The 15,928-nt window shown below is 39.3% G+C and carries 17 protein-coding genes and 1 other annotated feature; of the genes, 2 read left to right on the forward strand and 15 right to left on the reverse strand.

The window, feature by feature from the left end:
• The 4 genes from safA to nadB all read right to left on the reverse strand — a co-directional run.
• Positions 1–495 (reverse strand): SafA/ExsA family spore coat assembly protein (safA, locus tag CWS20_RS06110; RefSeq protein ID WP_142385364.1); only part of this gene is annotated, 495 nt, incomplete at its 3' end.
• A gap of 317 nt (positions 496–812) precedes the next feature.
• A complete protein-coding gene (gene nadA / locus CWS20_RS06115; protein ID WP_066191723.1) occupies positions 813–1,916 on the reverse strand; it encodes a quinolinate synthase NadA in 1,104 nt (367 codons plus the stop codon).
• A 24-nt stretch (positions 1,917–1,940) separates the two neighbouring features.
• A complete protein-coding gene (nadC, locus tag CWS20_RS06120) occupies positions 1,941–2,774 on the reverse strand; it encodes a carboxylating nicotinate-nucleotide diphosphorylase (protein WP_066191720.1) in 834 nt (277 codons plus the stop codon).
• Positions 2,743–4,314 carry an L-aspartate oxidase gene (gene nadB / locus CWS20_RS06125; protein WP_066191717.1) on the reverse strand — a complete coding sequence of 524 codons (1,572 nt, stop codon included), beginning with the start codon at positions 4,312–4,314 and terminating at the stop codon, positions 2,743–2,745. The genes nadC and nadB overlap by 32 nt, the downstream gene beginning before the upstream one ends.
• A 176-nt stretch (positions 4,315–4,490) precedes the next feature.
• Between nadB and CWS20_RS06130 the strand changes: the two genes are divergently transcribed.
• Together CWS20_RS06130 and CWS20_RS06135 are read left to right on the forward strand one after the other, a co-directional pair.
• Complete coding sequence (locus CWS20_RS06130) at positions 4,491–5,615, forward strand: IscS subfamily cysteine desulfurase (protein WP_066191714.1); 1,125 nt, start codon at positions 4,491–4,493, stop codon at positions 5,613–5,615.
• A 23-nt stretch (positions 5,616–5,638) separates the two neighbouring features.
• Positions 5,639–6,175, forward strand: a complete 537-nt coding sequence (locus CWS20_RS06135; RefSeq protein ID WP_066191712.1) for a transcription repressor NadR — start codon at positions 5,639–5,641, stop codon at positions 6,173–6,175.
• Between the two features lie 277 nt (positions 6,176–6,452).
• Here CWS20_RS06135 and pheA read toward each other — a convergent pair whose 3' ends face one another.
• From pheA to minD, 11 genes are all read right to left on the reverse strand, one after another.
• On the reverse strand, positions 6,453–7,319 hold the full coding sequence (gene pheA / locus CWS20_RS06140) for a prephenate dehydratase (RefSeq protein WP_066191710.1): 867 nt from the start codon (positions 7,317–7,319) through the stop codon (positions 6,453–6,455).
• A 139-nt stretch (positions 7,320–7,458) separates the two neighbouring features.
• Positions 7,459–7,914 carry an ACT domain-containing protein gene (locus tag CWS20_RS06145; RefSeq protein ID WP_066191708.1) on the reverse strand — a complete coding sequence of 152 codons (456 nt, stop codon included), beginning with the start codon at positions 7,912–7,914 and terminating at the stop codon, positions 7,459–7,461.
• A 27-nt stretch (positions 7,915–7,941) separates the two neighbouring features.
• The gene (gene obgE, locus CWS20_RS06150) at positions 7,942–9,231 is read right to left on the reverse strand and encodes a GTPase ObgE (RefSeq protein ID WP_066191706.1); all 1,290 of its coding nucleotides are present in this window, start codon (positions 9,229–9,231) and stop codon (positions 7,942–7,944) included.
• Positions 9,232–9,477: 246 nt separating this feature from the next.
• Positions 9,478–9,882, reverse strand: coding sequence for a Spo0B C-terminal domain-containing protein (locus CWS20_RS06155; protein WP_338064069.1), 405 nt, complete (start codon positions 9,880–9,882; stop codon positions 9,478–9,480).
• A gap of 408 nt (positions 9,883–10,290) precedes the next feature.
• Complete coding sequence (gene rpmA / locus CWS20_RS06160; protein ID WP_009333115.1) at positions 10,291–10,584, reverse strand: 50S ribosomal protein L27; 294 nt, start codon at positions 10,582–10,584, stop codon at positions 10,291–10,293.
• Positions 10,585–10,929 (reverse strand): ribosomal-processing cysteine protease Prp, encoded by a 345-nt coding sequence (locus tag CWS20_RS06165; RefSeq protein ID WP_066191702.1) that lies wholly within the window; start codon positions 10,927–10,929, stop codon positions 10,585–10,587.
• 11 nt (positions 10,930–10,940) lie between these two features.
• The gene (rplU, locus tag CWS20_RS06170; RefSeq protein ID WP_066191699.1) at positions 10,941–11,249 is read right to left on the reverse strand and encodes a 50S ribosomal protein L21; all 309 of its coding nucleotides are present in this window, start codon (positions 11,247–11,249) and stop codon (positions 10,941–10,943) included.
• Positions 11,250–11,261: 12 nt separating this feature from the next.
• Positions 11,262–11,341, reverse strand: a sequence feature (ribosomal protein L21 leader region).
• A gap of 47 nt (positions 11,342–11,388) precedes the next feature.
• Positions 11,389–12,846, reverse strand: a complete 1,458-nt coding sequence (locus tag CWS20_RS06175) for an Rne/Rng family ribonuclease (protein WP_066191697.1) — start codon at positions 12,844–12,846, stop codon at positions 11,389–11,391.
• Between the two features lie 16 nt (positions 12,847–12,862).
• Positions 12,863–13,729: a M50 family metallopeptidase gene (locus tag CWS20_RS06180; protein ID WP_066191694.1), complete on the reverse strand. Its 867-nt coding sequence runs from the start codon at positions 13,727–13,729 to the stop codon at positions 12,863–12,865.
• Positions 13,722–14,492: a M23 family metallopeptidase gene (locus CWS20_RS06185; protein ID WP_066191688.1), complete on the reverse strand. Its 771-nt coding sequence runs from the start codon at positions 14,490–14,492 to the stop codon at positions 13,722–13,724. The genes CWS20_RS06180 and CWS20_RS06185 overlap by 8 nt, the downstream gene beginning before the upstream one ends.
• A 632-nt stretch (positions 14,493–15,124) precedes the next feature.
• Entirely contained in the window at positions 15,125–15,928 is an 804-nt protein-coding gene (gene minD, locus CWS20_RS06190) for a septum site-determining protein MinD (protein WP_066191686.1), read from the reverse strand.

Consider the following 15,928-nt stretch of genomic DNA (forward strand, 5'->3'; position numbering starts at 1 on the left):
TTGTTGAATAGGCTGCAATGGCTTCTGCTGCTCAACAGGCTTTAACGGTTTTTGTTCTTGTATCGGCTTTAATGGCTTCTGTTTTGGCAAAGGCTTTTGTGGGGCTACATTGTCAAAATTAAGCATATAGTAGTTATTTATATCAATATCTGGCAAAATCTGCTTGGGCATTTTTGGTTTATAAGGCTTCTTCTGCTCCGCCTTCGGTGCAACCTGCTTAGGCGCTTCTTTTGCAGGTAATGTTTGCGGCTTTTCTTTTGGCTGCTCCTTTTTAGGCATTTCTTTTTTCGATCCAAAATTCACATTCGCCCCTGAAATTGGTGCTTCTTTTTTTATAGAACCGCCAGATCCAGGCACTTTTATTTTCATACCGGGCATAATCATATCAGGGTTACTAAGCTGTGTATTCATTTTTTTCAGCTCTTCAAAATTTACGCCGTACTTCTTCGCAATCTTCCAAAGGGTGTCTCCCTTTTGAACGATATGGATCTTCACTCTGAATTCCCTCCTATGCAAAAAACTTTCCTCAGTGGGAGCTAATTCCACTGATGGTTGATATAACTAATCGGGCATTAAAGCAGTTTCACCTAAACTACAAGCAACCGGGCAAATGACCTGCTTTTCGACGAGTCCATATAGTGTATGAAGAAATGGGCAAATTGCTAATAATCTTCAAAAAAACTTATGCCAAAAGTTTTAAAAATATGCTTGATAGTTGTAAAAGCATCAAAGAGCCTTTTAATCGCTTCTGGAAAATAAATCATAAAAAAACTGATTAGAAGTATTTTCTAATCAGTTCCTTCAATATCCGGTTATCTTGCCAGCATTCTGTCCAATGCTAACTTTGCATCGGCACCGATATGGGATTCGACTTTTATTATATTATGAGGTTCTCCTTGTTCAATCGCTTCCAAACACCAAGCAAGATGAGGGAGGTCAATGCGATTCATCGTCATACATGGGCACATATGCGGATTTAATGAAACAATTTCTTTATCAGGATGTTCTTTTATAATGCGGTTAACAAGGTTCATTTCCGTCCCAATTGCCCAAGCTGATCCCTGTTCGCTTCTATTTATTTCATTGATAATATAATTCGTTGATCCAGCAAGGTCGGATAATTCTACAACTTCTCTACTGCATTCAGGATGAACGATAATTTTCATATCCGGTTTTGACTGGCGAATTTCTTTGATGTTCTCAACAGTGAAGTTTTCATGAACAGAGCAATGCCCTTTCCAAAGAATCACCTTCACCTTTTCAATATCACCTTCAAATTCTAAACGATCTAATATAGGGTTCCAAACTGCCATTTCATTCAGGGGTACACCTAAATTGAAAGCTGTGTTTCTTCCTAAATGCTGATCAGGCAGGAATAGAATTCTTTGTTTTTGCTCAAATGCCCATGTGACCATTTCCTCTGCATTTGAGGAGGTTACAGTTGCCCCTCCGTTTTTACCGACAAAGGCTTTGATTGCAGCAGTGGAGTTGACGTATGTTAAAGGAAGAATTGTGTTGCCAAACAACTCCGCAAGTTTTAGCCATGCTCTATCTGTTTGATGAATATCTGCCATATCTGCCATAGAGCAGCCAGCCCTCATATCCGGCAAATACACCTTTTGTTCTGGTGTTGTTAAAATATCTGCAGTTTCTGCCATAAAATGTACCCCACAAAAAACAATGTATTCTGCTTCTTTATTTTCCTCGGACAGTTGAGCAAGCTTTAATGAATCACCAGTTGCATCTGCAAATTGAATGACTTCATCTTTTTGATAATGATGGCCTGGCAGGAATAGTTTGCTTCCTAACTTAGTCTTCACTCTTTGAACAATAGCTTCAAGCTCACATGTTGTCATTTGCCTGTATTTTTCTGGTAGCATGCCTGCCTTTTCTTCCACCGCTTTAAATATATTCATTTTCCTCTTACCCCTTTAATTTATTTATATAGAAACTTTCACGCTTATATCCAGGGCATTGACTGAATGCGTTAAAAATCCTAAAGAAATATAATTCACACCTGTTAGACCGTAAGCCGGCAAATCTTCCATTGTTATGCCTCCAGAAGCTTCGGTAATAATCCCTTCTGGCACATGTTTGACAAACTCCTTAATCTCCTCTGGAGAACGATTATCAAACATAATGACATCTGCTTTAGCCCGGGCAGCTTCCACCACTTGTTCAAGCGTCTCTGTTTCTACTTCGACCTTTACCATATGCCCCACGTTTGACCGAATTGCTTCAACAGCGGTTGTAATGGACCCGGCAAAGGCAATATGATTATCCTTAATCATCGCCGCATCATATAATCCGAAGCGATGGTTAAATCCTCCACCGCAACGGACTGCATACTTTTCCAACATTCTTAAACCAGGTGTCGTTTTACGTGTATCAACAATCTTTGTTTCGGTACTATTAAGGGCATGAACAGCTTCATTAGTTTTTGTCGCAATGGCGCTCATTCTTTGTACAAGATTTAAAATTACACGCTCCCCTTTTAATAAAGCCGCGACAGAACCACTTACTTCCGCCAGTACCATACCCCGCTCAAAAGCTTCACCATCCTTTACTCTAAGAATGATTTCACAGTCTTTTTCGAGCAGAGGAAAACCAATGTTAATCACATCCTCACCTGCAAATATGCCGGACTCTTTAGCAATAAACGCGATCTTCCCCTGCTCCTGATCTCCAAATATCAATTCACTTGTTACATCTCGTTCACCTATATCTTCAAGAAAGTATTGCTCAAGTTGCAACCGCAATTTCAGTTTGTTCATGAATATCATCCTTCTTTTTAGTTTGTATGACTGTTTTCGCGAGCCAGCTCTTCGTTTCAGCAGGGTAGTCCGTCCGGTAGTGTCCACCTCTGCTTTCCGTTCTTAATAGTGCTGCTGACGTGATTAATTTTGAAGTTATTATCATAAAAATGGTTTGTATTTGCTCAATTGAAAGTTGGCTCAAGGACCATTCAGTGTTGTAATTGCTTAACCATTCCTTTTGCCGTAATAGATCTGCTTCCTCTCGTACGATACCGACACGATCCATCATTGTTTTTTGTATCTCACATGTTGTCGGAAGTTTTAGCTTTACATTATCCTCGTAAAGCTCAATCTCTGTGGTGGCTGGCGGCATCATTGCCGTACAAGCATCCTGTTTATTTAAGTAACCCGCCAGCTGTTTTCCAAAGAATAATCCTTCTAATAACGAGTTGCTTGCCAGACGGTTTGCACCATGCACACCCGTTCGTGCAACTTCGCCGATTGCATACAAACCTTTTATATTTGTGCGGCCATAAAGATCTGTGCAAACACCTCCCATTAAAAAATGGCTGCCCGGAACAACTGGAATGCGCTTACTTTTTAAGTCAACACCATTGTCCTTGCATAATTGGGCAATAGTTGGAAAACGGAATGCAAAGCGAGTAACTCCCGAAATATCTAAATAGATTGGTTGCTTTTGTTGTAAATAGCTATATATTGTTTGCGAAACTACATGGCGCGGTGCCAAATCTTTTAAAGGATGTACTCCCTCCATAATTTTGAATCCATTTTCAGTTACTAATTTTCCTCCTTCACCTCTTACTGCTTCTGATACAAGTCCTCTCGCTCTTCCGTTGATATAGAGAAGTGTCGGATGAAATTGCATAAATTCCATATCTGCCAACCTTGCACCTGCCTGGTAAGCAAGGGCAATGCCATCGCCACAGACCGAAGCTGCATTTGAAGTGTAGCTGTATAATTGCCCACAGCCTCCTGTAGCCAATACAATATGATTCGCCATATAAGTCTCAATCCCGCCGTCCGTTCTCTTTACTTTTACTCCATAGCAGCGATTTGCCTGATGATCTATAAGCAGTTCGTAAGCAAGTCTGTTCTCTTTTATTACTATATTCTTTTGCAGGCTGTACGAAAGAAAGTTCATCACTTGCTTGCCAGTCGCATCACCGCCACTATGAACAATGCGATTTTTACTATGTGCACCTTCCAGACCTAGCTTCAGCATTCCGTTTGAATTGTGATCAAATGCACAGCCTTGAGCCATTAATTCTCTAATTAAAAAAGGACCAGCAGCCGTAATGGCCTCAACAACTGCTGCATTATTGTGATACCTTCCTGCTTCAAGGGTATCCTCATAATGATTTTTCGGACTGTCGAGGGCGTCTATTGCAGCAGCAATTCCTCCTTGTGCCATATTAGAATTGCCTGATAGCAATTTAGACTTTGTGATAATTATCACATTTAAATCATGACGAAGATTCTTTGCTAGTTGCAAGGCCGCAATACCGCTGCCAATAATTATGACATTCTCCTGCTCCATTATTTAACCCCCTGAAAGATCCGCTCTTCCACATATACATAATTAATTGATTTAACATCTGTCTTGACACCTATATTTACATAGTTTTAAACTTATGACAAGTATTTTTATTGATTAATTCAGAATGAGCGTCGAAAATACTAGATATTATCTAATAATAGGAGTGTTTACTTCAGATGATTTATTTTGACTATGCCGCCTCTTGTCCGCTGGATGAAGAAGCTGCCGAGGTTTATATAAAAGCATCAACTGAATATTACGGAAATACGAAAAGTTTGCATGATATTGGCAGCAAGGCAGGCACCTTGCTGGAACATTGCCGACAAGAATTGGCAAGGCTGCTGGCAGTTGAAGAAAAAGGGGTTTATTTTACAAGTGGTGGATCCGAGGGGAATTTCCTTTCGGTAAGAGCATTGTTATCTTCCACAGAAAAAAAAGGAAAGCACATTATTACAAGCATTGCAGAACATTCCTCTATACAATCTGTGTTTCAACAATTGGAAGATGAAGGGTATGAAACAACTTACCTTCCATTGGATAATGAGGGCTTCATTCACATGGATCAACTGCATGCTAGCATAAGAGAAGATACAATTCTAATATGCATCCAGCATGGAAATTCAGAAATTGGAACACTGCAGCCGATTTTAGATATAAGTCGCATCTGCAAGAAAAAAGATATCCTTTTCCATAGTGATTGTGTGCATACATTTGGTAAAATTGATTTAAAGCCTATTGCGCAAGTCGTAGATAGTCTCTCTATTTCCAGTCATAAATTTTATGGACCAAAAGGTGTTGGCCTTATATATATTCACCCACGACATAATTGGCAGCCTTTTTTTCCAGGTGCTGTTCATGAAAAAGGCATTAGGCCCGGTACAATTAATTTACCAGCTATTGCAAGCATGACTGTCGCTGCGTCAAAGGCATATAACACACTGCAGCAATCCCAATCGCATTATCGAATGTTAAGGAAAGCCTTGATACAGCATATAGCATTGGCCAATCAGCCAATATTAGTCTATAATGCGGATGAAAATAAACAAATAATGTCAACAATAGGGATGAGAATAAAGGGCTTGGAGGGTCAATATGTCATGCTTGAAGCAAATCGGCTAGGATTCGCGCTTGCAACCGGCAGTGCATGTTCAACCGATCAACTGGCGCCTTCAAAAACAATGAAAGCAATAGGCGTTCCTTATAAAGAAGCAAAGGAGTTTTTCAGAATTTCCTTAGGCCGTTCTACGACATTAAAAGATATAGAGGAATTAGCAGCTGCACTATTAAAGATAACTCATTAATATTAAGACGTAGGAGGTTTCACATGAGCGACCAAAAGAAAGTATTGGGAGAAGAAAGACGGGCGCTGCTGCTAAAGCTTTTAAAGGACAGCGATCAGCCGATTACCGGAAGCGACTTAGCAGCAAAAGCAAATGTGAGCAGGCAAGTGATTGTTGGTGATATTACTCTGCTTAAGGCAAGAAATGAGCCTATTATTGCCACAAGCCAAGGATATATGCGGCTAAATCATTCTTCACCTAATCCAATTGCAGCAAGAACCATTGCCAGTTACCATCCTCCTGATCGCACGGAGGAAGAACTTAATTTACTTGTCGATTATGGAGTAACAGTAAAAGATGTAACGATTGAGCATCCAGTATACGGTGATTTAACAGCCTCCATTATGGTATCCAACCGTAAGGAAGTCAAACATTTCATGGACAAAATCCATTCAACAGGTTCTTCCTACTTATCCGAGTTAACTGGCGGCATACACCTTCACTCCCTTACCGCCTCCAGCGAACAAAAACTGGACGAAGCGGAACAAGCATTAAAGGAAGCAGGATTCTTAGTAGAATAATGGAGATTGATTCATCCCCTTTAAGCTAATTGCTTAGAGGGGTATTTTTCTTCAAAGAGTAGGAGAATGCCTTTGCGCTTTGCAGCTTCGCCCATCTAAATATCGAATAAAATGACGGGCTCCTTCTCGCTGATGGCGTTTGTCTCTTTAAACTTCAATTAAAGCGACGATTTCCTTCTCGTAGTTGGCGATTGTCTCTTTAAACTTCAAATAAAATGCCAAAAACCTATTTTTCACTAGAGGTTTTCGGCACTTTGGATAGGGATCGCCTAAAGAATTAGCTTACTACTTGCTTCTCCCTCCCTAGTTGAAAGGAAGGATAGCTCCCCAAATTATTTACTTTACAGCCGAGTGCCTCAAGTTCTGCTACTACACCTGGGATTAAGATATGGTCTTCTTTCATTTCAATATCGATAATGAAGAAATAATTGCCCAAGCCTGTTTTCATTGGCCTTGATTCGATTTTTGAAAGATTTAACTTTCTCCAGGCAAAGGCAGACAAAACTTGATGGAGCGCACCAGCTCGATCATCCGGTAATGATACCATCACAGTTGTCTTAAAGCCTTTAAAGTCTCTATTTTCTGTTTCCAGTTTGCGATTTTGTTTAGAGACGACGATGAATCGTGTATGGTTGTGTGAAAAATCATGGATATCCGTTTTCACAACTTTTAGTGCGTATTCTTCAGAGGCTAAAATATTCGCAATCGCGGCTGCCTTTTCTTGCGGGTTTTCTTTAATATATTTCGCAGCAGCTGCTGTAGATGTTGTATTTACAAGACTTGCTTCCTTTAATTCTGCATGCAAATATTTATGACACTGGGCAATCGCATGCGAATGACTGTAGACTGTCTCGATTTCTTCAAATTTATTATCGGGATGAATCATTAAATGTTGACGAATCGGCGCAGTCACTTCTCCTACAATTGGATAATTCGCTTCATGCACCAAATAATCAAGCGTAATATTTACTGATCCTTCCAAAGCGTTCTCAATTGGCACGACAGCTAAATCGATTGCTTCTGCCGCTAATGCATCAAGGCATGACGGAATAGTTGGATAAGGCATAGCTGATTCGTCAGGAAATAATCCTCGAACTGCTATATCTGTAAATGTTGCTTTTGGACCTAAGAAACCTATTTTCATGATTGTTGTACTCCTCTCAAGAACCGCTTCTTGCTTTATGTTATTTTTGAAAAATAAGAAAACTCATAATAGTACTTTACCACTTTACACCACCAATGTAAAAGCAAAAAAATAGGAGGCTGGAGAGAAGCGTAAAAATTTACGCTCCTGATCCAAGAACCTCCACTTTATCAATAAATTCAAGTTTTCTTAAGCTTGTAAGCAAGTCATCGATTTCCACGGCCATGTCTGCCACATTAAGAGAAAGAGTCACATTCGCTCTTCCCATCAGCGGAATAGTCTGATGTATCGTCAATACGTTGCAGCCGGAAGAAGCAACAATACTTAAGAGCTCTGATAAAGTACCGGACCGATCCTCCAAGTGGAAGAACAAAGTAATAATCCGTTCTTTTACAACCGTATGGAAAGGAAAAACAGTATCTCGATATTTATAAAATGCACTTCTGCTTAAGTCTACTTTCTGCACAGCATCCCATACCGATTCTGCTCTCCCTCTTTCAATCATTTCCTTTGCATCAAGCGTCTTTTTCATTGCTTCAGGTAATACATCCTCACGCACCAAGAAAAACTTTTTATAAGATTTATCTTGTTTCATTCGCACACCTCATCGCCTTCGAAAAGGTTAATCAATAAACTCAAATTCGTAGTCCATCAATTTTACTATATCTCCATCTTCAGCGCCTTTTTCACGCAATGCCTCATCTACACCCATTCCTCTAAGCTGTCTTGCAAAACGGCGCACAGATTCGTCTCGAGAGAAGTCCGTCATTTTAAATAATTTTTCAACCGCATTACCAGAAACAATAAATGTGCCGGAAGAATCTCTCGTAATAACAAATTCTGTTTCCTCTACTTCATGTTTATAAAGGACACGATGGACACCAGTATCTTCTTCCTCATGAGAAAGAGGGAATTCCGGTGTTTCCTCTATTTTATCTGCTATCGCAAATAAAAGGTCTCTTAATCCAGATCTTGTAACTGCTGAGATGGGGAAAATCGGATGATCCTCTTCCAGCTGTTCCTTAAATCTTTGCAGGTTTTCTTCCGCATCAGGCATGTCCATTTTATTTGCAACAATAATTTGTGGTCTCTCAGTTAACCTCAAATTATACTCCTGAAGCTCTTTGTTAATCGTTACATAATCAGTATAAGGGTCTCTGCCCTCCATTGCAGCCATATCAATAACATGAACAATTACTCGGGTTCTTTCAATATGTCTCAAAAATTGATGACCTAATCCTACACCTGAATGTGCTCCTTCAATCAAACCAGGCAGATCAGCCATAACAAAGCTTCTGCTATCTTCTGTTTCAACCATGCCTAGATTCGGTGCAATGGTTGTAAAATGATATTCGGCAATTTTTGGACGAGCGGCTGAAACAACAGATAGCAAGGTTGACTTTCCAACGCTTGGAAAACCGACTAATCCTACATCCGCTAAAAGTTTTAGTTCAAGGACAATATCTCTTTCCTGTCCAGGCTCACCATGCTCCGATAATTCCGGTGCTGGGTTTGCCGGTGTAGCGAAACGAGTATTACCTCTTCCGCCTCTTCCACCTTTAGCAATGATAGCTGTTTGACCATGCTCTGTTAAATCAGCAATTACTTCCTGAGTTTCTGCATCAGTCACAACCGTGCCAGGAGGAACTTTCACAATCATATCCTTAGAATTACGTCCATGCTGGTTTTTAGACATACCATGTTCCCCACGGTCTGCCTTGAAATGACGCTGGTATCTAAAGTCCATCAGTGTTCTTAAACCCTCTTCAACAACGAAGACAACATTTGCTCCTTTGCCGCCATCACCGCCTGCAGGTCCACCTTTTGGCACATATTTTTCACGGCGGAACGCAACCATCCCGTTGCCTCCGTCACCGCCTTTTACATATATTTTCACTTGATCCACAAACATAGATCATTTTCCTCCTATCTCAAGATGCACCTATTCAACCCTTGAAAAACGCATCGTATATCCTCTTTTAAAAAAGCGCTTTTTTTCCATAAAAAAGAATGATAAGCATTATGTTAACTATAGTTCATAAAAACATCAAATGAGAGCTCCTCAGTGGATAGAGACTGCATTGTTAGTTTTAATGCAGATGGTATAGTTTCAAAAAATGATTTCATATCCTTCTTATGTATTATTATCCCGCTAAAATCAAAAAAAGAAACGAACTCCTTGCTTTTGCGGTTCAATTGATACAGATAAATGATTTTCATTAAAGGGTTGGATAGCATGATTCAGACACGAGAAAAAGGATCTAGTCCAATTTGCAAGACTTTTGTCATCCAATTTACCGCATCTTATTTCCTCTAAAACATCATATTCGAGTTGAAACATATGATTTTCCCAATTATATGTAAACAAAAGTGATGCAAATTCAGGGAGATGCAAATTAGAAAGCTTAGCTTCCTGCTGGGCTTCCACTACAATCTCATCTATTATCTCCTTTGCCCTATCCACCTTATTAAGAGCTAAGTTACCTTTGATTAATTGTATTTTATTTAGCCAGTCATGCCTAGTATGACGCAGCACTTCTATCATATCCCAGTCTTTTTCCATAATTTACTCCTACACTTCTTTTAAGGTATTTACAATTTACACTATATGTTGTAAGTATATCAAAAAAGCATATAGGCGTATGTACCTTTATAGTAGAAAGAAAAGAAAATTTGCCGAAAGGTTTCTTTTTATTTCCAATAAATATATAAAATAACTAACTCAGCAAGAAAATTACTTATTATTTTTGTGAAGACTCACTAAAAATGATAAATAATGTCTTGCCGTTGCATTTATCCGGCACAGGTTTAGTCTACCAACCAGGTATGGGTCATGCAAGCTGTTTCTCTGCTGCATGGACAAAGCTGTACTGCTTTGTTTATCGAGCTAATCGGGCTAAACAAAGCGCCCCAGCTTTTCTTATAAAAAAGAAAACTCTAACCATTAATGGTTAGAGTTTTCCACTAAAGCTTATGCTTCTTGAGCTGCAGGGTATACGCTCACTTGCTTACGGTCACGTCCAAGACGTTCGAATTTAACAACTCCATCAACTTTCGCGAAAAGAGTGTCATCTCCACCTTTACCCACGTTTACACCTGGATAAATTTTAGTTCCGCGTTGACGGTATAGGATGGAACCACCTGTTACGAATTGCCCGTCCGCACGCTTAGCACCTAGGCGCTTAGAGATTGAATCACGGCCGTTCTTTGTAGAACCTACTCCTTTTTTAGAAGCGAACAACTGAAGATCTAATTTTAATAGCATTTATTCCACCTCCTGCTTTTTGAAGGTTATTTTTATATTTTGTCCATAGGTCTCTTCTATCGTCTTCAATGAAACAATCATTCCTTCAAGCAATAGCTGAATCTTCCCATTTACCTCACCCGAAAGTCCATCAGGAATCGTGCAGGAAAGAAGGCCTGACTCGTCATGCTCAATATCAGGTGTAATGCCAGTTAATTCATGCACTGCATTAATTGCACCGACTGATATAGCTGATACACCAGCACAAACGATGTCTTTACCTCTATTTGCAAAAAAAGCATGACCGCTTATTTTAAATGACTGAATAAATCCTGAACTGTTACGATTAATCGTAATTTGAATCATCTTTAACAACCTTAAGCGTTGATTTTTTCAATAACAACTTTAGTGTATGGTTGACGATGACCTTGTTTCTTGTGATAATTTTTCTTTGCTTTGTATTTGAAAACAGTGATTTTCTTCGCACGGCCTTGTTTTTCAACTTTTGCCGTAACAGTAGCACCTTCAACAACAGGGCTTCCTACTTTTACACTGTCTCCGCCTACGAAAAGAACTTTGTCAAAAGTAACCGCTTCGCCTGCTTCTACGTTAAGCTTTTCGATGTAGATTGTTTGTCCTTCCTCTACACGTACTTGCTTTCCGCCAGTTTCAATAATCGCGTACATAACTGCACCTCCTCTAAGACTAAGACTCGCCATCCCAGGCGTTTTGCAAAAAGCAAAAGCTTGCAACCTGTTCTGTGCGGTTGTAGCATGGGCGCTACAAACATAACATAAAAATGTTATCATAAAATGATTAAGAATGTCAATGTAAATTCTGCTTTAATTCTAACAGTCCGCCAAACCTTTTTATTCGATAAAAAGGCTTATCCCCTTCTTTTAATGTAAATATTACTTTCAAATGAATCATTTCTTCCAGCCTTTGCAAATCTTCCTCTTTATATACAGCTGACACTTCATTCGTACATTCAATTAATACCGCTTCTTCATCCGTATTGCGATATTCCCAAAGTTCTCTTTCCAATCGATAAGCCATCGTTTCTGCGCTTAAAACCTTTCCAGTCCCATCACATACAGCACAATTTTGCTCTAAGCTTTCTGAAAGGGATACTTTTGTTTTCTTTCTCGTTAATTGCAATATACCCAGCGGAGTAAATCCGATAAGCTTTGTTTGCCTATCATCTTTATGCAACGCTGCTTCCATTCGCTTCAGAATATGTACACGATCTTTTTCGTCTCTCATATCGATAAAGTCTATTAAAATCATGCCCGCAAGATCTCGGAGGCGGATTTGCCTTGCCGCTTCGTCTGCAGCCCATTCATTCGTTTTAATTACTGTATCTCTGAGATTATGCTTGCCAGAGAATTTCCCTGTATTTACATCAATTACAGTAAGTGCCTCTGTTTCATCAAAGATTAAATAGGCGCCATTTTCTAACCACACAATCCGTTTCAGCGCTTTATCAATCTCATGCTCCAGCCGGTGAGCAGAAAAAATATTCTCTCTGCCCGAATAAAACTTTACTGGAAGTTTGGAAACCGATTGCAATCGATTTTTCAACTCTAATTGATCGACAATTATTTCTCCGTCATTCATTTTTTGAATCTCATCCTTCACTTTAACGAAGAACGTGTTTTCACTATAAACAATACCGGTTTTTTTTATTCGTTCTGCTTCCTGCAATAGTTGTTTATATTCCATGCGCAGACTGTAAAGTTCCTGGCGAATCGTATCTTCATTAACATGGGCTGCAGAGGTTCTCATAATGATTCCCTCAGGCTCAGCTTTTAGCTGTAGGCCTACTTTGCGGATATGCTCGCGGACCGTTCTGTCTTCAAGCTTTTTTGAAACAGCAACATATCGCCCCTTCGGCATATAAACGAGATGATCTCCTTTTATTTCAATCACTCCTGAAAGGCGGGGCCCTTTCGTTCCTGTTGCATCCTTTTCGATTTGAACAAGCAGCTTTTCTCCCTGATGAACAAACGAAGATATGCTTTTTTGTTGTTTTGCAGCATTCTCTTCGTTTGACTGCACATAGCTAGCTAATTTATCTCTATGCAAAAAACCGCTTTTTTCTTCACCAATATCTACAAAAACAGCATTTAATCCGGGAAGCACCTTTTCTACAACACCGAGAAAAATATCACCAACTGATGAGGCTGCCGCTGGCTGCTCAATATATATTTTCTCAACTGTATCTTTTTTTATTATCGCGTATCTTTTCTCTCTTGTATTTTGATTAATTACTAATTTATCCAATGTTGTTCCTCACTTTTTAATATACATAAACAAGATCACCTATTTTAGCTGTCAATATTTTGTCAGAAAAATAGGCATGTAGCAATTCATTTTCATCTAAAGACATTTTTTCTTTATCTTTTTTCTCCACAATAATCGAGTGTTTGCATCCGCGTTGGAACTTTTGAAGGACTTGAATTATGGTATCCTCTTCGTTCACAACCAATGGCTTTAATGTACGAAATTCACTATTCTTACCATAATGTCTTTCGAGCAAAAATCTCATAAACACATATCTGCTCTGTTTCCATTCATAGTATAAAGAAAAGATTAAGAAAGCAAGAACAATCCATATGTTTATATTAAACGGCATCATAAATACTGTCAGCAAAAAGAAAACCATTAATGAGACCGCTGAAATATACAATGCTTTTTTATGCGCGGTTGGAAAAGCATTGGAAAGTGATAAGCATAAAAATATGAGCTTTCCGCCATCGAGCGGCCATATCGGCAATAAATTAAAAATTAGAATCATTAAATTATACTGTATAAATAGTGAAAATAACTCGGGTGATAAAAGAGAAGATGCATAAGCAATATAGGCAGCCCCCATCATCCAAATATGCTGAAGAGGTCCCGATATAATCACAATTACCTCTTCTTTCAAAGGGCGATTCCCATGCTCATCCATCTCGGCCACCCCGCCAAATGGCAGGAGCATAATTCGCTTAATGCGCCATGAGAAAAATGCCGCTGCTGCAGCATGTCCCATTTCATGAACAAAGATAATAAATAGCAATAGCGATAATTCAGTAAAATGGGCTGTAATAATCGCTATTCCCATAACGACCCATAGCAGAGGATGAACCTTTATATTTTTGAGCAAATGAATAACCTTATTCAAATGGGATCACCTGATATGGATCGACAAAACTTTCATCCTTCTTAATTGCAAAATAAAATAAGCCTTTACCATCCTCTGTAGTCGCTGCTTGGCCGACATCCTTGCCCTTTTTAATATATTCAAATGGCTTTACAGTAATTTCTTCAAGGTTGCCATACCATGACTGACTTTCATCGGCATGCTGGATGATTACAGTTTTTCCAAAGCCTTCTTTTTCACCTGCATACTCTACGAGTCCTTCATTCATCGCTTCGACTTTTTCTCCTTGGTTTGTTTCTATTAAAATTCTTTGACCGTTGTCATCAAATTCTTCCAATATTTTTGCTGAAGCCGGTAAAGCGTACCCTGAAGGCTCTGCCTCTTCAGCCTGTTCCTTCTCCTTTGTTGGAAGAAGAGCGAAGGTTGTCCCGAACTTTTCTTCGTACCATTTAGAAACAGCAGCAAACTGAAAGCTTTGCTCCATGGACTTCTCTACAAAAACCCTCGCGTCTGTAAATGTATCTGAATCATTTTTAAAAAGTATAGCTACAATTAAAAATAAACATGCAGAAGCTAAAATTTTAAAGAAAAAAACTTCCTTGCGAAATAGCGGATGACTATTTTTGTCGCCTGGAGGACCATCATAGGAAGGGAGTTGATTAAACCCATGCCGCTCTTCATCTTCCGGCCATACTAAGTGATGATCATTGTTTTTATTTAGTCTTTCTCTTTCCTTTTTACGCTTCGCCATCTTCCTCCGTATTTCATCAGCTCTTGAACTCATAGCCTTTCCCCACCTATTCATAAACAGTTTGTACAAGTTTATGAGTGAAGGGAGTTGAGTATGACTTAAAATACGCGGACGGTTTTATTCGATTTTATATCAAGGCCTCTTCCGCGCAGCCAGTTCCCTTTATCACCATGCAAGTCACAATAAAGAGCAACTTCAATCAGTTGGGGGTCACTATCCCCGTTTTGGCCCGCAGGATGCGGGGCACTCAGACATTTCCACATAATTGGGGATTTACACCACCTAAGCTTCTTCGATTCCTCTATACTTTGTGAACTGCACCGGACGTTGGTACATGGACAGAAAATCTTTGAAGAAAATGGGTACGATTATACGAAAAGACCATTTTCTGTTTAATTACATCTCATTTCGGTTCCAGTTACACTAACTATGACCATTTTTTGCTGAATACTTACAATTTCGGTTCCAGTTGCACAAACAAGGAAGTATTCATTACTATAACAACAAACGATTAAGCTAAAATAAAAAGAACTGAGTACAGTACAAACTCAGTCCTTGCTGGCATAAATAATATGTCTGGTCACTTTATGTGAGGTGGGTTTTAGTACCCATTAACCTGCGGTAAATAGACTTGAAAAAGCTGAGGAGTATATCCTCAGCTTTTGTTATTTTACGCCAAAAAACTTTTTAATTTTTGTAAAGACGCCTTTATTTTCTTCTTGTAGTTGCTGTAATGGTACAGATTCACCTAAAATACGGCGAGCAATATTGCGATAAGCAACAGAGGCTACATTATTCGGGTTCATCGCAATGGGTTCACCATGGTTTGATGCTTTAATTACTTGATCATCGTCTGCAACAATTCCAATCAAATTGATCGATAAATGCTGTGTAATTTCCTCAACATCCAGCATATCGCCATTCTTCATTAAGTGCGGACGGATACGATTAATAATAAGGTTCGGTGATTCAACATGTTCTTCCTTTTCAAGCAAACCGATGATTCGGTCAGCATCGCGGACTGCAGAAACTTCAGGTGTTGTAACAACGATTGCTTTAGTCGCACCGGCAACAGCATTGCGGTACCCTTGTTCAATACCTGCAGGACAATCAATAATTATATAATCATAGTCTTGCTTTAATTTGTCGATTAATGTCTTCATTTGCTCTGCACTTACTGCATTTTTATCACTAGTTTGCGCGGCAGGAAGAAGATAAAGAAGATCATCAAAGCGTTTATCCTTTACAAGTGCCTGTTGTACTTTACAGCGCCCTTCCAATACATCTACAAGGTCGTAAATGATGCGGTTTTCAAGCCCCATTACAACATCAAGGTTTCTAAGGCCGATATCTGTATCCACCAAACAAACCCTTTTTCCTTGTAAGGCTAAAGCTGTACCAATATTCGCTGATGTTGTCGTTTTACCAACACCGCCTTTACCGGATGTAATGACTATCGCTTCTCCCAC

Source organism: Cytobacillus horneckiae (genome assembly GCF_002835735.1).
In the GTDB taxonomy this organism is placed as follows: Bacteria; Bacillota; Bacilli; order Bacillales; family Cytobacillaceae; genus Cytobacillus; species Cytobacillus horneckiae.